Annotated in this window: 7 protein-coding genes; all 7 read left to right on the plus strand. The window is 32.9% G+C overall.

Annotated elements, in window-relative coordinates:
- Window positions 1-26 precede the first annotated feature (26 nt).
- The 7 genes from AC4FRF_RS05735 (at window position 27) to AC4FRF_RS05765 (ending at window position 18,635) form a co-directional block, all read left to right on the plus strand.
- Entirely contained in the window at window positions 27-2,207 is a 2,181-nt protein-coding gene (locus AC4FRF_RS05735; RefSeq protein WP_491158529.1) for a glycoside hydrolase family 32 protein, read from the plus strand.
- Window positions 2,208-3,390: 1,183 nt separating this feature from the next.
- Window positions 3,391-7,575 carry a two-component regulator propeller domain-containing protein gene (locus AC4FRF_RS05740; protein ID WP_491158530.1) on the plus strand — a complete coding sequence of 1,395 codons (4,185 nt, stop codon included), beginning with the start codon at window positions 3,391-3,393 and terminating at the stop codon, window positions 7,573-7,575.
- 448 nt (window positions 7,576-8,023) lie between these two features.
- The gene (locus AC4FRF_RS05745) at window positions 8,024-11,266 is read left to right on the plus strand and encodes a SusC/RagA family TonB-linked outer membrane protein (protein WP_491158531.1); all 3,243 of its coding nucleotides are present in this window, start codon (window positions 8,024-8,026) and stop codon (window positions 11,264-11,266) included.
- Window positions 11,267-11,286: 20 nt separating this feature from the next.
- Window positions 11,287-13,062, plus strand: coding sequence for a RagB/SusD family nutrient uptake outer membrane protein (locus AC4FRF_RS05750; protein WP_491158532.1), 1,776 nt, complete (start codon window positions 11,287-11,289; stop codon window positions 13,060-13,062).
- A gap of 17 nt (window positions 13,063-13,079) precedes the next feature.
- Window positions 13,080-14,333 carry a DUF5013 domain-containing protein gene (locus tag AC4FRF_RS05755; RefSeq protein ID WP_491158534.1) on the plus strand — a complete coding sequence of 418 codons (1,254 nt, stop codon included), beginning with the start codon at window positions 13,080-13,082 and terminating at the stop codon, window positions 14,331-14,333.
- Between the two features lie 260 nt (window positions 14,334-14,593).
- Window positions 14,594-15,904 carry an alginate lyase family protein gene (locus AC4FRF_RS05760; protein ID WP_491158535.1) on the plus strand — a complete coding sequence of 437 codons (1,311 nt, stop codon included), beginning with the start codon at window positions 14,594-14,596 and terminating at the stop codon, window positions 15,902-15,904.
- 166 nt (window positions 15,905-16,070) lie between these two features.
- A complete protein-coding gene (locus AC4FRF_RS05765; RefSeq protein ID WP_491158536.1) occupies window positions 16,071-18,635 on the plus strand; it encodes a glycoside hydrolase family 2 protein in 2,565 nt (854 codons plus the stop codon).
- The last annotated feature ends 7 nt before the right edge of the window (window positions 18,636-18,642 follow it).

Consider the following 18,642-nt stretch of genomic DNA (forward strand, 5'->3'; position numbering starts at 1 on the left):
TGTTTTCAAATTTAAACCTGACAAAAATGATAAGAATAGTAACTGTTTTGTTAATTCAAATTTTGCTTGTTTCCTGTACTAAAGAATCAAAACCTCTTTACCAATGGTCTTTTAATACTAATAAACTAAAATTAACCATTGTAAAAAATACAAAAACGGTTTATAAAATCCATAGTAATTTTGAGACTCCGGAATTTGTAAATGGAATTGAAAATACTGGCTTACGATTTGACGGTTATTCTACATACATTGAGGGTTCACTGCCAGCACCGTTAAAGTTACCTGTAACAATCAGCGCATGGGTAGCTTTAGAAACCTATCCCAACGGCGTTGCCAGTTTTTTTTCACTTATAGAAGAAAATAATAATCAAAATTGGATTTCAGCTGGATTAAATCAATTTGGTAAAGCAGTAATAACTGTATCCATTAAAGGAAATGAAAAACATTATTTTTCAAAACAATTTTTTCCAAAATTTAAGTGGTTCAATGTATCTATGACTATAAATGAGGATAAGCTGCAATTGTTTATGAATGGGGTTAATTGTCTAAATGTTTTAGTAAGTGGTTTGAATAGTCAAACAAGATTTAAAGAATTGACAATTGGAGCCAATGCAAAAGAAAAATATTTAGATAATGTTTATCCTTTAACCCATATTAACGGTATTATAGATGAGGTTAAAATATGGAATACATCTTTAGAAGCTAACTATTTTAAAGACTTTGAAATTGCTGATAGAACGAATGAGAAAGTGGTATTAGCAATTCCTAAGTCCCGATTTAAAAAGGATTTCAATCGTCCAAAATACCATTTACTCCCTGTAGCAAATTGGACAAATGAAACACATGGTTTGGTATATTACAAAGGCAAATACCATATTTTTAATCAAAAGAATGGTGCAAATGTATTTTTAGGTCAAATAAATTGGGGACATTTTAGCAGTCCGGATTTAGTACAGTGGACCGAGCACAAACCAGCCTTATCTCCTGAGGAAGCTTATGATCAAATTGGTATTTGGTCAGGACATGTTGTTAAAGATGACCAAGGAATCCCGTTGATTGTTTATACAGGTGGAAATGAAAAATTAAACGGAATGTGTCTTGCTTTTCCGGAGGATGATAATTTAATCAATTGGAAAAAGTTTAAAGAAAATCCGGTTGTAAAAGGACCACCAAAACAATACAGTCGTACCGATTTAAGGGATCCCTATATTTGGAAAGAAAAACAGTACTGGTACATGACTGTAGGATATGGGATTGTAGAAAATGGAGTTGAGAAAGGAGCTTTACTATTATATAAATCAACAGATTTAAAAAAATGGACGTATTTACATCTTTTGTTTAAAGGGAATCCAAAAGTTGATGATTCAGGTATTTTTTGGGAAATGCCTGTTTTTTGGAAAATGAAAGATAAATATGTATTGGCAGTTAATCCTACACCGCATGACGGTAAACCGGCAATAAATTTATATTGGACTGGTGATTTTGTAAACGAAAAATTTGTTCCTGATACTAAGTTACCTAAAAAGTTAGAAGTAATAAACCGGTTACTTTCCCCTTCAGTTGCTTTCGATAAAGATGGCAATACCACTGCAATTGCAATTATTCCGGATTTAATTCCAAGTGAATTGCATTTACAACACGGTTGGGCACATTTGTATAGTATTCCTAGAATTTGGAAATTGAAAAATGGTGAAATTTACCAAACACCACATCCTGCATTAACTAAACTCAGAGATTCTTTAAAAATTTTTGAAAAAGTGAGCGTAAATCCGGCAGCTAATTTAAAACTAGGTCGTGGTCATCAAATAGAAATAATTGCTGAAATTTTACCAAAACAATCAAGTAAATTTGGATTCTATATTGGTAAAAATCAAAAAAATGGAGAAGCAACAAAATTATGTTTTGATTTAAAAAAGAATCAATTAGTAATAGATCAATCTAAATCAAGTCAAACGGAATTAGTTCCTAAAAGAATTGAAACAGGAGAAATGAATCTTAAAAATAGTAAAAGGATAAAGATCCATTTGTTTATTGATGGTTCAGTGATTGAAGGATTTATCAATGATAAAGAAGCCTTTACAACGAGAATTTTTCCGAAATGTTTTAATAGTAATGAAGTTGAGTTTTTTTCAGAGAATGAATCAATCGTAATAAATAAATTGAATTTTTGGTATCTAAAAGCAAGTAATAATTTGACTGATTTTTAAAGTGGTGGTTGCAGGATTAATCCGTTGAATTTAAAAACTCTATGATTTCAGACTGATCATTTTTTGAGTAAAAAAGAGAATCTATGATGTAAATTGTAAACCTAAAAAGTATTGGTTAACGCATTAAAAATTAAGAAAGAAAAAAGAGAAATTTTACTTAAAAAACAGAGATTCAGTAAATAATTAGATTTCATATTGTTGGGATGAAAAATAAGGTGATGTTTATGTAAAATTAGCAGATATAGGGTTGAATTATCAAATAGGAATTGAGTTAGTAAAATAGAATTCTTCTATGGGTGAATGGTTTGAATCCTGTTGTGTCACCCTGGCAGGACTTCCAAATCACTTGATTTCGTATGTTTAAACTTATAAAAAAGAAGGGGAAGTTATAAAAAAAGCTCATTTCTTTTGAAATGAGCTTTTTATTTTTGTGACCCCCACGATACAAATTTCAAACTATTTTTTACATGATTTAAAAAAATTAGCTAGTATGGAATAGTGATATAAAATGCCAATTTCGGATATATTAAAATCTAATTTTAGGAATTATTTAGTTAATTTAAAAGGGCAAAAAATTAAATAAATTAGGTGTTCAAGTGGAGTAGAGGGGATTACAATCGAACACCTTATTCCTGTGTTAATGTTCTTGGATAACTTAGGGAAATAGTTTGTAAAGATTTATGATTATTGGGCATTTTTAATTTTTTTATATTGTTTTTGTATTTCTTTTTTTAATGATAATTACGATTTTTTTAAATTTAATTTTGAAAATATAGATTTTTGAATTACAAATTGTTTCATTCAAAATGTCTTGAGGTGTTCGACTATCGAACACCTTTGTTTTTTATACAGTTGATTGTTTTTAGATAGATGACGGACTGCGAAATGGAAGCATGGGGGCGACTGGAGCAGCCAATCGGAACAAAGCTAGCGGCCATAGAGAGACCGCTTTGATTGCGATTTTTAAAAAAGGAGAAATTAGAAAAATAGATAAAAGAGATATATTGATAATAGTAAAATAAAGAACAATGAAGTTAATTGTTTTTATTTTTTATTGTTTGTAGCTATTAAAAATTAACAGAATTTAATTCTAAAGTATAAAAACAGTTGCTTTTAAATTTTAATTTATAAATTTGAAGCCTTCAAGAATTACTTTCTAAATCAATCTAAATATTCTGGATTAATGAAAAAATCAATCATCATTTGGGTGGTGTTATTATTTGTCAGTCATTTGAGTTATTCGCAATATTCCAATCTTAAATTTGAAAATTTTGATACTAATAAAGGACTCTCCAGTAGTACAAGTGTGGAAATTTTTCAGGATAATGATGGGTTTTTATGGTTTGGTACTATCGATGGCTTGAATAAATATAATGGCTATGAATTTGAAATTTACCGTCCAATTATTAATGATATTCATTCTATAAGTAATAACAGGATTAATGCCATCACTCAGGATGATAAAGGTTATTTATGGGTAGGTACGAGCAATGGATTGAATGTTTTTGATAAAAAATCACAAAAATTTTACCGAATCAATCTTTATAAAAATAAAGATGTCAATGTAAGGGAAGAGATAAATAGTTTGTTGTTTGATAAAAAAAACAGATTGCTATGGGTGGGAACTAAAAATGGATTGGTAAAAATAAGTTTAAAATCGGTAGACTATTCTTTATTTAAAGATTTTCGTTTTAACCGTTATATTAACAAACCACAAGATTTAAAATCAATTGATAATAATAACGTAAGCAGTGTTTTACAAGATAAAAAAGGGAATGTTTGGATAGGGACTGAAGGGAATAATTTACATAAGTATAATTTTAAGACAAATACATTTCAAAGAGTTAACATCGCTTTTGAAGCGCGTCAATATCTGGATCATTTACCGAAACAGATTCTTTTAGATAATTCGGGTTATTTTTGGATTGGCAACGACTTGTCACATCTTTATTTGTTTAATCCATTTACTAAAACGACTAAGAAAATAGCACCCGTTGGTCAAAGTACCCCGGTTTTTCATTTATATCAGGATAAAAAAGGAACAGTTTGGGCAGCAACTGACGGTAGTGGACTTTATTTACTAGACAAAAACAAAGGGGTTATACGGCATTTGACACAAAATCAGGATGATCCTTTTTCTCTGCCTAATAACCAGCCTTCAAATGTGTTAGAAGATAAAGATGGTGTTTATTGGATTGCCAGTTATAATAAGGGAATCAATAAGTTGGCTTTGTTTAAATCATCTTTTGGACATCATTTTTATAAACCGAATAGTGGCAATAAAGGTCTGAGTACTAAAATTGCCCAATCGGTGATAGAAGATAGTAAACAACGCATTTGGATTGGTACTGACGGAGGAGGCTTAGACTTATTTGATAGTAAAACGGAAACTTTTAAGCATTTCAAATCGGTTTCTGGTGCTGCAAATACTTTAAGTTCTAATAAAGTTTTATATTTGGCTACCGGAGATAATAATCAATTATGGGTATGTACCTGGGATGGTGGACTTAATAGATTTGATACGGAATCCGGAACGGTAAAGCGTTATGAAAATGATATTAAAAATCCTTTTTCTATCGGTCAAAATACAGTTTGGTGTGCAGTTCAGGACAATCAAAAAAGACTTTGGGTAGGTACTTCTACAGCCGGATTAAATCTTTTGGATATCCAATCAGATAAGTTTTACCAGTATAAAAACCAACTTAATAGTTCTAAAAGTCTGATAAGCAATTTTGTTTTTTCCTTGTTTATTGATTCTAAACGAAGGCTTTGGGTGGGAACTTCTTTAGGCTTGTGTTATGTAAAGCTCAATTATTTGGGAAGCAGGATTCCTAAAAATATCAATTTTGAAGAAATAAAATTAAAAAACATACAGGGTAACAGGGTTAATCAAGTAACGGAAGATTATAAAGGCAATATTTGGGTGGCTACTGATATGGGATTGTATCAATTAGATACTGACTTAAAATTAAAACAAGCCTATTCATCGAAAAATGGTCTTCCAAATAATCTGGTAGTTGGAATTCAGGAAGATAATAATAAAAATATTTGGGTAAGTACCAAAAGCGGTTTGTCTTTATTAAATCCTAAAACAAAGAATATTAAGAACTTTAATGTTCATGATGGATTACAAGGATTGGAATTTCAGAGTAAATCGATTGCTAAAACTTTTGATGGTCGAATCATTGTAGGAGGTATTAATGGATTTAATATATTTTATCCAAATGATATTGCGTTGAATGGAGGCAAAGTACAGCCAATAATTACAGATATTAAATTATTCAATAAAAGAGTAAATGCTGGTGATTCTGTAAACGGAAGGGTGCTGTACAACGAAGCAATTTCAAATGTTAAAGAAATTGAATTAAAATACAACGAAGGTTATATATCATTTGGATTTGTAGCTTTGAATTATCAAAATCCGGAACGCGTAAAATACGCTTATAAAATGAGCGGATTAGATAATGATTATGTTAATGTAGATAATAACAGAGTTGCTAATTATGCTAATTTGGCTCCTGGGCTTTACACTTTCGAAGTTATGGCATCTGTAGATGGGCAGTGGAAGAATGCCGGTAAAACCAGTATTTTGGTTCGGGTACTTCCGCCTTTTTGGAAAACATGGTGGGCATATCTTTTATATTTTGCATTTCTTGTTGCTTTAATATGGTTTGGATTGGAATATTATACCAATAAAATTAATGAAGAGAAAGAACATGAATTGGATCAAATGAAATTGCGTTTCTTTATCAATGTTTCTCATGAATTCAGAACTCCGCTTACTTTAATTTTGAATCCGGTCGAGAAGATATTGTCTCATTTTAATGATGCAGAAGAGGTTCAAAAGTCGGCCTTGATTATTCAAAAGAGTAGTAAACGATTATTATATTTAGTAGACCAACTATTAGATTTAAGAAAGATGGATTTGGGTAAATCCCGTTTAGAACTTTCAAATATGGATATAGTTGCTTTTGCCAGAGATACTTTTTCGCTTTTTGAAGATTTAGCTAAAAAGAAAGAGATACGGTTTGTTTTTAAATCCGCCTTAAAAGAATATTACGGACAATTTGATCCCGACAAAATAGAGAAGATGTTGGCCAATTTGTTATCAAACGCGATTAAATTTACGGATAATGGGGGGATAATAACACTTTCTTTGTCAGAAGTGGTAATCTCCGAAAAGAAATATAAAAAGTTGTTTTTCAGCCCGACTACTCAGATTAAGGGAATTCAAATTCAGGTTAGTGATACGGGTATTGGTTTCAAGAAAAAACAATTAAAAGAAGTGTTTCAACGATTTTTTCACGCCGATGCATCCAAAACAGGTACAGGTATTGGATTAAATTACACCAAGAGTCTTGTTGAATTGCATAAAGGAAATATTACTGTTGAAAGTCAGTATAAAAAAGGAACGACTTTTTCTATTACACTTCCTGCTGAATTAAAAGCGGTAGTAAAACAAAAGCAGTCGGATAACTGGAGTACACAAGGTAAGGAAATGAATGCTATCCAATCGGCAGAATATGAAATTGCTATTTCAGACGAAAAAATGAAACCGGATTTACTGGCTTCTGAAAGTGAAAATAAACCACTGATTCTTATTGTAGAAGATAATAAGGTGCTTCGCAATCATTTAAAAAGTGAATTGAAAGAATATTATCAGGTAAAAGAGGCCACAAATGGAGTAGAAGGTTTGGAGAAAATCAGAAAATACCAGCCAAATATGGTAATTAGTGATGTGATGATGCCAAAGATGGATGGTTTTGAGCTCTGTCAACAGCTTAAAAATGATTTTGAAATCAGTCATATACCTATTTTACTATTAACGGCTCGAAATTTAGATGAAGACATGATTCGAGGTTATCAAACAGGAGCCGATGCTTATTTGTCTAAACCATTTAATATGGCGGTACTGAAAACCCGAATTGATAATTTGCTGGAATCCAGAAAAAGATCCAGAGATCGCTTTGCTGCTATTGGAGGAATTGTAGCTGCCTCTGAAATTACGATTAACTCATTAGATGAACACTTTTTGGATAAAGCCACAAAAGTTGTAGTTGACAATGTTAGCAATATTGATTTTACATTGGATGATTTATTAGGGAATTTGGGAATGGGACGTTCACAGTTTTACAGAAAAATCAATTCCCTAACCGGGCAAAACCCAAGTAATTTTATTCGTACCATTCGATTAAAATATGCCTCAGAGATGTTGTTGACTAATAAATATTCTATTAAAGAAGTGGCATTGAATTGCGGATTTAATTCTACTGCTTATTTTACAAAAACCTTTAAAGAAGTTTTTAGAGTAACCCCTACACAGTATATTCAGGATCAAAAGGACTTGGAAGAAACTACTGAAGAATAGATTTTTTAACATAATATTTTGCTAAAAAGGCTCCGTTTTTTCTGTTGAAACGGAGCCTTTTTTAATGGTTTGTTGGGAGGATTTGGGTTGGTAGTTTTTAATTTTTAAAATTTTTTAAAAAATATTTTAGATTTTTTTTAGATTTAAATGTTGTCTCAAAGCCTTGTTAAATAAGGGAAAATTAGAAAATGGTCGATAAGTTATACTGTTTGAATCATAGCTTATACACTGCTTTTGTTTTAATCTATAATATTGTAATGCTATTATCATCATTATGATAAAATTAATGATTAAAAATTATGAGTATTAAAATTATCAACCTTCAAAAAATAATTAAATGTAAAAAGAACTAAATTTCATTACCAATTTCGATTCACTAATTTAAAACGTGATTCAAAAAAATCTAATAACTAAATCAATTAATTAATAACGAAAAAAACAATTCATTATGAGAATAAATGCGTTGAATAAAACCGAATTATGGAACAGGCTGAAACCATCCTTGGTTTTGTCTTTTCTGGTTTGTGTTTCTTCCCAGTCGTTTGCAGAAACTAATGGGAAATCAAATCTGGCTGAAAAATATGCTTTAAATGCCGCTCAACAACAAATTACAATAAAAGGAAAGGTAGTTTCTACTGTAGATAATATGGGAATTCCGGGAGTGAATGTAAATGTAAAAGGAGAGAAGGGGGGAATTAGTACCGATATCGATGGTAATTATACTATAAATGTTTCTTCTGCAAATGCAGTTTTAGTATTCAGTGCTGTAGGGATGAAAACTCAGGAGATTAAAGTAGGAAGTCAAAGAACAATAAATGTTTCTTTAAGTGAAGATGTATCTACTTTAAATGAGGTGGTAGTTGTGGCTTATGGTACGCAAAAAAAAGCAACATTAACAGGTGCAGTTGAAACAATATCATCAAAAACATTTGAAAGTCGCGCGGTAACAAACATAGGATTGGCTTTACAAGGGCAAACACCAGGATTGGTGGTAACAAGAAGTTCACCTCGTCCTGGTAATGAGGGGATTGCTTTTAAAATTAGAGGAAATATTTCTGTTAATGGAGGATCGCCTTTAATAGTAGTGGATGGAGTTCCAACTATTAATTCAGATTCATTCCTTAATTTGAATAGTGATGATATTGAAAGTATTTCGGTATTGAAAGATGGTTCAGCTGCTATTTATGGTTCTCGTTCTGCTAATGGTGTGATTTTAGTAACTACTAAAAGTGGGAAGGGAAAGTTAAAAGTAGATTATAATTCAAATCTACGTTTTACAACTACAGGTATCACTAGTTATTCTCCAACTATGTCTGAATATGCCACTATGTGGTTGGAAGCAAATAAAGAAGAAACAAATCCAAATTATTGGGTTTGGGGATCTGAAGCGAATTTATTAAAAATGCAACAGGGTATAGAAGGAAAGTATGATCTTTTTGGAACAGATTTCTATATTTATAATGCCAATAGAATTAGTGAGATGTTTGCCAGACGTTATTCGTATCAACACAATTTAAGTCTATCAAACAGTTCCGACAAATCCTCTTATCGCTTGTCTTTTGGTTATGCTGATAATCAGGGAAATTTGGCAACAGCTTATGACGGACAAAAACAATTAAATGCCCGATTTAAGTATGATTATAAGCTGTCTGATAAATTAAATTTATCTACTAATTTAAGTATCATTAATGCTAAAACAAGTACTCCTTCGGTAGGACTTGATGAAACTTTGTATGCTTTCGATATGCCTTTTTATCCGGCTAAAAACCCTTATGGTCAGTGGTTCGCAACCTTTAATGGTATCGATGGAGGAGCCATTCGTAACGCAGTGGCAATGACTAGTGACGGAGGTAGAAATGATATAAATAAATTAACTGGTCGAGCTGATATTAAGCTTACGTATGATATTACCAAAGATTTAAAATTAGAGGGTATTGCTTCGATTCAAAATGAAAGACACGATCAGGAAACTTATGTAGTACCAGTACCATTATACAACTGGTACGGGGTACAGACAGGAATTGGTTTTAAGACAGGTGGAACGAATAATAAGTATGAAACCTATCAATGGAAATCAAATTATGAATACTATGGTGCTCAATTAAATTATAATAAAACATTACAAGATAAACATCATATTTCGGCAATGGCAGGTGTTAATGCTGAAAAATCAAATTACCAATGGTTAAGAGCAACTCGAATTGGCTTTGATGATTTAGGCGTATATGATATTAATGTGGCTTCAACGGAAAATCAATCTAATGATGGTTTTAAATCTCAAAATGGTAGATATTCTTATATCGGGAGGTTTAATTATGATTATGATGAAAAGTATTTGTTGACACTCTCAGGAAGAAGAGATGGAAATTCCCGATTTGCTCAAGGATTTAAGTTTAAAAATTTTGGATCGGCTGAGTTAGGTTGGGTATTGAGCAAAGAAAAGTTTTTTGAGAGTTTAAGTTCGGTGATTAGTTTTGCTAAGATTAGGGCTTCTATTGCTGTATCTGGGAATGATGTTGGTATTGGTGAGTTTGATTACTTGACAGGAATTAATTTGGGAAGTTTTGCTTTCGGATCTACTCCGGCTTTACAAGGAACCAGTAGTCTGGCTAATAATGGTTTGATTAGTAAAACAAGAACTTGGGAACGTGTACAGAAAAAAAACTTAGGACTTGAGTTGAATTTTTTAAGTAATCGATTAACAACTCAGTTTGATGTATTCGAAAACGACAATAATGGAATGTTAAGTAATGTGACATATCCTTCTGTTTTAGGGGGAAGTGCACCTAAAACTAATAGTGGACATTTTAATACAAAAGGGTGGGAAATGACTATAGGATGGAAAGATGCTGTAAAGGATTTTAATTATAATGTGTCGTTTAACATTGGTGATACCAGAACAATGGTTGATGGAGTGGAAAATGCAGATAGTTACGGGGCAGGTAGAAATAATATTGTTAATGGACGTCCTTTTCAATCCTGGTTTGTTTATAAAACAGATGGTTATTTTAAAGACCAGGCAGATGTAGATGCCTATTATGCAGTTTATGGGAATAGTGTTGATTTAGCTTCATTACCAGAAAACAATGCCGGAGTGAGATTACGTCCAGGAGATACTAAAAAGGTGGATGTAGCTGGAACAGGTAATATTACCTCATCAGGAAATGAAAAGAGTTCGTTAGTATATGCCGGAGACGGAACACCTCATTTTACTTTTGGTCTTAATACTAATGTTTCCTGGAAAGGTTTTGATTTAGGAACTACTTTTCAGGGACAATTGAAACAAAATGTAATGCGTAATGGATATATGGCTTATCCTTTTTCAGCAATTTATACGAATCAAAACCCTGCCTTTTTAGGGAAAACCTGGACTGAAGAAAATCCGGATGCTATTTTTCCTCGTTTGACAGTGAATACTACGCGCGCAAAATGGAATTATGCCAATAATGATTTTATGTTGCAAAACAACCGATATATTCGTTTAAAAACATTAATATTTGGTTATACACTTCCTCAAACTGTAGTAAGTAAATTACACTTGAGTAAAATCAGAGTATATTTTTCCGGAAATGATCTTTGGGAGTCAACATCTATAAAGGATGGTTTTGACCCTGAAATGGGAGAGGCATCCATTAATAGTGGATATCCTTTTGCAAGAACCTGGTCTTTTGGAGTAAATGTTGGTTTTTAATAATTTAAAAGTTTAAAAAAATGAAAAGTATATTTAAATATATAATTATTGGGGGGATTTGCCTGGGAATGGCTTCCTGCGAAAAAGATTTTATTGACCTGGAACCTACCGGAAGTTTTCAGGATAATGTTTATTTTAAAACACCAAGTGATTTTAAGGCTTTTACAGCAGGATTTTATGGTCAGTTACAGGGTTGGAGTTTTGGTAATATGGACAATAATACTGATTTATCTGCTAATATAAAAGGTGAAGGCGTTGATTTAGGACATGGAACAATAGATGTAAATAGTACAGGATGGGGATATGGAGGTATCAGAAGCTGTAACATATTACTTTCAAATGCAAATTCTTATTCAGGTGCAGGAGATATCAGTCAGTATGTAGGAGAAGCCTATTTTTTCCGTGCCTATAACTATTTTGGTTTATTAAAAAGTTTTGGAGGAGTTCCTATTGTTACAACTGTTTTAGATGTCGATTCACCTGAATTGTATGGTCCACGTAATAGTAGATACGAAGTAGTTAATTTGATTTTGTCTGATTTAGAACAGGCAATATCTAAATTACCAATCGAACAAAATATTGCCAGTACTGATAAAGGGAAGATAAGTAAATGGGCAGCTATGGCGTTTAAAGCACAGGTAGAATTGTATGAAGCAACTTGGGAAAAATACAATGGTCAGGATTTAGATGGTGATGGAGTGACAATAGGTGGTGGAACCGCTGCTTATGACGCTTCTAATAGAGATAAATATTTAGCCGATGTAATAGCTTCCTGTGAAGAAATTATGAACAATGGAGGATATGAACTTTGGAATAAGAATAGTGATGCTACCATGGGGAATAAAAGTATGTGGTATCTGTTTAACCTAGAAGATTCAGGTTCTAATCCAGGTGGATATGATAAATCGACAAATAAAGAATTTATTTTATATAGTGTGTATGATTATGTCTATAGAAAATCAAATATTAATATAACTTGGACAGTAGGGCAGCAGTATCCAAGTCGTAAGTTTGTTGATATGCCGGTTTGTACAGACGGACTTCCTGCAGATAAATCGCCACTTTTTCAAGGGTATCATGCTGCCAGTGATGAATTTAAGAATCGTGATTTAAGATTGTTGAATTATTTGTATGCTTCTAATACGGTTACCGGAGTTCCTACTTTAGAGTTTGGAACCTTAGGGTTTAGTGGTTATTCTAATAGTAAATATGCAGTATATGGATATGGAACACGTAGATTAGATAATACTGAGTCAGCAAACTGGTCAATTATACGTTTAGCAGAGGTATATTTAATGTACGCAGAAGCATTATATGAATTAAATGGTTCAATTACGGATGCACAGTTAAATGCTTCCATCAATAAGTTGAGAGATCGTGCCGGAGTAGCTCATTTAACAAATGCATTAGTAACGGCAAATGGATTGAACATGAAAGAGGAGATTAGAAGAGAGCGAGCTGTAGAGTTATATCGTGAAGGAAAACGTTTTGACGATTTAAAACGTTGGGGAATCCTGGAGGAATCTTTGAATCCATCACGGCTAGGAAGAGTTGTAGGAGGGGCTTCTTATACAACAAGTTATAAAGATGCAAGCGGAAATGCAACCAGTTCGTATAAACCTCAAAGTTATGTTTTTGGTGAGGAAGCTGTAGCGACTCCTGCCGGAGTATTAAATTGTGTGGTTATTGATAGTAAAGTCAATCATTCCGTTGTAAGAAAACACTATTTATATCCAATTCCTACAAGCCAAATTCGATTGAATTCAAAATTGCTTCAAAATCCGGGGTATAATTAATTTTAAATATTTAAATTATGAAAAAAAATAAAGTCTTACATAATAGAGGTTTAAGTTTAATCTCTTTGGTACTTTTCGTCGTTTTTCTATTGTCTTCTTGTAATGAAGAGGGACCGCAATTTAGAGAATTTACTTATCCGGAACCTACTGTAACAGCTATTTCTACAGATAATAGTTTTCCAGGTGAAGTAATTACAATTACAGGTTCAAATTTTGGTGATGCTGCTGGTGCAATTAAACTGTACTTTAGTGGTAAAGTGACTGGCGTAGCCAATTTTGTAAGCGTAACTGATAATGAAATAAAGGTGAAAGTTCCAACAGATGCTTCCTCGGGAGATATTTCTATGAGTGTTTGGACAAATGATATTGGTGTAATTGGAACTATTACAGTATATAAACAACCAATTATTACCTCAGTTGTATCTAAAGGAAGTGTATCAACTATCATAGCTCAACCAGGAGAAGAGGTGTGGATTTCTGGAGAAAACTTTTTAACTGACCCTGCTAAAGTTGCGGTAGATTTTAATGGGACCAGTGCTCCGGATGTAATTTCGATAACTTCTACTCTTATAAAAGTAAAAGCACCTTCGGGATATACTGCAGGAAATATAAATGTTACTTTTAAAGGTAGTTATACAGTTAATGGAAGTTCTTTAGCACCTGCTCTTAATCCCGGAGATGTTAGTACAATATTTTTGCGTAATTATATGCAACCATTTACAACAAATAATATGCTTCCTGAACAAAAATTTACTGGTACAAATTGGGCAACTCCTGATTACTGGACTATAAATTCTGCAGCACAAAATCAAATAAATTCAGGGGCTACAGTAAGATGTGGTGGAGCTAATTATGGTAAACCAAATATGGCTAATAAAGGTGAATTATCATTACAGGCAGGATGGGGTGATGCTACTGCAAATGTAGTTACTAATGGAAAAATGTATCAAACTGCTGTTTTGCCTGCGGGTAGTTATAAACTTGAAATTGAAGTAATGGAAAGTGGTTTTAATAGTTATTTGACTTCAAGTGCAGTTTATTTATTGGCTGTATCAGGTAACACGATTCCTGATTTAACAACTACAAGTACAGCACCAACGTCTTTAGCAAGTACAGCAATCAATAATAGTGTTACTTATGGTAACACGGTTAAACAAAGTATTACTTTCACATTAGCGTCAAGTACAGAGGTTTCCATGGGGTTTGTTGCTACATTAAAAGCAAATTCTTACTTAAGAATGAATTACATGAAATTGTATTTGCTTCCATAATCTAATGTTAGGAGATATTTGTTTCTAAGAGAAATAGTTAAATTGAAAAGAGTCTTGTCTTAAGTGCAGTCTAAGATTAAGACTCTTTTTTAAAATAAGCTAAAATTTTGATATTCAATTCATTTTTATCGTTGTTGTTAACTTAATAAATAATAAATAATAAATAGAAATGATGAGTACCGAAAAGAATGAAGAGGAAATTGAAATTTAAAAATGCTTAGTTGATTTTTAATGTAAAATCGAATAAATAAATTAAAATTATGAAAATATTAAAAAGAAACAGAATTTTTAAAATTCTTATTGGAACAATACTTTTGACAAGTTGTTCCTCTAATGGTGGGGATAAAGAGGAAGAGACTACAACTCCTCCACCGGTAAATGTTGAAGTAATTGAGACATTAGATCCGTCAGTGCCAATGAAACATGATGGATATGTTACAGATACTGAATTTGCCAAAATAAAAGCTAAAATTGATGCTAAAGAAGAACCATGGATTTCAGGTTATAATAAATTAATAGCAAATTCACATGCTCAATCAACCTACGTTGCACACCCAGTAGTGAAATTAGTACGAGGTGGTGGAAGTGCCGAAGAGCCGGATCCGGATAATTATGGAGCTGCTTTTAATGATGTAGCAGCAGCTTATCAGTTAGGAATTCGTTGGAAATTAACGGGTGATGCAACATATGCTCAAGCAGCTATAAATATTCTGAATGCCTGGGCTTCAACTTGTGAGAGAATTTCAGGAGATTCTAATTCAGCATTGGCAGCAGGAATTTATGGTTATCAGTTTGCTATAGCAGGAGAACAACTACGAAATTATTCAGGCTGGGCAGCCGCTGATTTTACTAAATACAAAGAGTGGATGCGTACCGTATTTTATAATTTAAATTACAGCTGGTTGTCAACTCATTTTGGTTGCCATCCACAACATGCCTGGTCAAATTGGGATTTGTGTAATATGGCTTCAGTTATGGCAATTGGAGTTTTAACGGATGATAGAAATCTTTATAATTATGTGATTGATTATTATCAGAAAGGAAAAGGATGTGGAAATAATTTTGTGACTGTTTTTGACCCATTTCCAGCTCCTAATAATAATATGGCTCAAATGCAGGAAAGTGGCAGAGATCAGGGACATTGTACCTTATCTTTGGCTTTATTAACTACAGTTTGTCAAATAGCTTGGAAACAAGGCGACGATTTATGGGGATTTAGAGATAATATTGTTTTGAAAGCAAGTGAATATGTGGCAAAGTATAATGTGGCATATTTAGATGTACCTTATACGGTATATAGTTGGCACGAAGGTGATCCATGGAATGGTTGTGGGGTAAAGTTGACTGAATTACCGGCTATAGGTTCTTCAGGTAGAGGGGGTGGACGTCCAATGTGGGCAATGATTTACAATCATTATGCTAAAATAAAAAAAGTTCCTGCAGCAAGTGTATATTACACAGGTTTAGGTAAGACATCAGTTCAACCTGAAGGAGGAGGTGGAGATTATGGAGGTAATAGTGGTGGCTATGATCAATTAGGTTTTGGGACTTTATTATTTAGTCTGGAATAGAAATATAGATTAATATTTATGTGTAATGCCCATAATCAATCTTTGGCATAACAAAGAGGATTGTGGGTATTTTTTATTTTTTAGTTAAAATGTTTGTTTTCTTAGTATTTGAGTCAAACTAATATTAAGTATTAGATATTAAATTTTTTTAAATAAAATGTTATAAATGAAAAAATGGATTTTATTGTTTCTGATTCCTGTGCTTCTTTTTGGACAGAAAAGTAATACACAACGGGGAAAATTAAACTTTAATAGAGACTGGAAATTTCAATTAGGAGATTATAAAGGTGCTGAATCACCTGAATATGATGATAATCAATGGCAAAAAATAGGTTTACCTCATTCTTTTAGTATGCCTTATTTTATGTCACCTGATTTTTATGTAGGTTATGGCTGGTATCGAAAACAATTTGATATTCCTGTTTCTTATCAGGGAAAAAATATTTTTGTTGAATTTGAAGGAGCTTTTCAGGATGCTGAAATTTATTTAAATGGAAAAAAAGTAGGTAAACATCAAGGTGGGTATACCGGTTTTTCAATAGATATTACATCTGCAATTAAGCTTGGAAAAAATATTTTAGCAGTAAGGTTAAATAATTTATGGAATGCTGGTTTAGCTCCTCGTGCCGGGGAACATGTTTTTTCGGGAGGTATATACAGAGATGTATTTTTAGTTTCTACTGCACCTGTACATGTTCCTTGGTGTGGTACTTTTGTGACTACACCAGTTGTTAGTTCTGATAAAGCGAATGTAAATATTAAAACAGAAATAAATAATAGTGGCACTTCAGAAGCAATAGTAAAATTGGAAACCCTAATTATTTCTCCAAAAGGAAAGAAAATAACTTCATTTGTTTCTTCAAAGAAAATTGCTGTAGGTGTTTCAGAAGTGTTTAATCAAACGTCTAAAATGCTGACCAATCCTGTACTTTGGGATATTAAAAATCCTAATTTGTACACCGCTGTTTCAAGAGTTTATAGTAATGGTAAATTACAAGATGAATACCACACAAATTTTGGAATTCGTTCAATAAAATGGACGGCCGAAAATGGTTTTTTTCTTAACGGAAAACATCTTTATTTATTAGGAGCTAATGTGCATCAGGATCATGCCGGTTGGGGTGATGCTGTTACAAATACTGGATTTTACAGAGATGTAAAAATGATGAAAGAGGCTGGGTTTAATTTTATAAGGGGATCACATTATCCGCATGATCCGGCTTTTGTCGAAGCATGTGACCGTTTAGGGATGTTATTTTGGTCCGAAAGTCCATTTTGGGGAATCGGAGGTAGTGCAAATACACCTGATGGGTATTGGAATACTAGTGCTTATCCTATCAATCAAAATGATGTTGAATCTTTTGAGGCAAGTATCAAACAACAATTAAGGGAAATGATAAAAATTCATAGAAATAATCCATCTGTTATTGCATGGAGTATGTCTAATGAACCCTTTTTTACTGCAACAAAAACAATTCCCGCTATTCGTAATTTGCTTAAAGAATTGGTTTCAATCTCCCATGAGGCCGATCCTACGAGAGTGGCTGCAATTGGAGGAGCTCAACGACCATTAGATGAAACTCGTATCGATAACATTGGAGATGTGGCAGGTTATAATGGAGATGGCGGAACAATACCCGCATTTCAAAATCCGGGATTTCCATCTTTGGTTTCAGAATATGGGAGTACGACAGCAGAGCGACCAGGGAACTACGATCCAGGTTGGGGGGATTTATCCAAAGAAAAAGGAAAAGAGATATATAAATGGAGAAGTGGACAAGCTATTTGGTGCGGATTTGATCACGGTTCTATTGCTGGATCGCGTTTAGGAAAAATGGGACTCGTAGATTATTTTCGTATCCCTAAGAGAGCCTGGTTTTGGTATCGAAATGAATATGCTCATATACCACCTCCGGAGTGGACGAAGGAAGGGGTACCATTTCAGTTACGCTTAGAGGCTGATCGATTAACTTCAAAAACAGATGGAACTGAAGATGTTCATTTGTTAGTAAGCGTTTTAGATGTCAATGGGAAAGTAATTAGTAATAATCCGCAAGTAGAATTAAAAGTTATTTCTGGTTCAGCAGAGTTTCCTACGGGAAGGACAATTAAATTTGAAGAGAAAAGTGATATTCGAATTTTAGATGGTCAGGCAGCAATCGAATGTCGTTCATGGTATGCTAATAAAGCCATTATACGTGCCACTTCCCCAGGACTTCAGTCTGCTGAAGTAACAATAGATTTTAAAGGGGAAGTCCCTTTTATAGAAGGAAAAACACCAGAAGTATCAGAGCGTCCATATTTACGTTTTAACAAACGAAATAAGTCGAATGTAGTACAGCGATTTGGTCAAAACAATCCTACTTTTGGTAGTTCTTTTATTATGAACCATCCAACAGGTTTTGCTGCAGATGGTAATGATAAAAGTTGGTGGCAGCCTTTAACTACTGATAAAAAACCGTATCTGATACTTGATACTGAAAAAAGATTATCATTGTTAAAAATTAATCTCACTTTTCCTGAAGTTGCCGTTTTTCGTTTTCGGGTAGAAGTATCAGAAAATATGAAGGATTGGAAAACGGTTGGAGATTTCAGTAATAATCAGGAAAAAATAAGTTCAAAAGACATTTCTTTAAAAGATGTAATAGGTGGAGCCGTACGGGTAAGTTTTGAAAAGGCCGACAGCGCCAAGTTAGCTGAAATTCAGATAGAAGGTACTGTTGTAGAATAGAAAAAAA

The sequence above is a fragment of the Flavobacterium sp. ST-158 genome (assembly GCF_058309975.1).

Coding starts and splice junctions, on each gene's coding strand:
- AC4FRF_RS05735 (WP_491158529.1), top strand. CDS start 27: ATGATAAGAATAGTAACTGTTTTGTTAATTCAAATTTTGCTTGTTTCC.
- AC4FRF_RS05740 (WP_491158530.1), top strand. CDS start 3,391: ATGAAAAAATCAATCATCATTTGGGTGGTGTTATTATTTGTCAGTCAT.
- AC4FRF_RS05745 (WP_491158531.1), top strand. CDS start 8,024: ATGAGAATAAATGCGTTGAATAAAACCGAATTATGGAACAGGCTGAAA.
- AC4FRF_RS05750 (WP_491158532.1), top strand. CDS start 11,287: ATGAAAAGTATATTTAAATATATAATTATTGGGGGGATTTGCCTGGGA.
- AC4FRF_RS05755 (WP_491158534.1), top strand. CDS start 13,080: ATGAAAAAAAATAAAGTCTTACATAATAGAGGTTTAAGTTTAATCTCT.
- AC4FRF_RS05760 (WP_491158535.1), top strand. CDS start 14,594: ATGAAAATATTAAAAAGAAACAGAATTTTTAAAATTCTTATTGGAACA.
- AC4FRF_RS05765 (WP_491158536.1), top strand. CDS start 16,071: ATGAAAAAATGGATTTTATTGTTTCTGATTCCTGTGCTTCTTTTTGGA.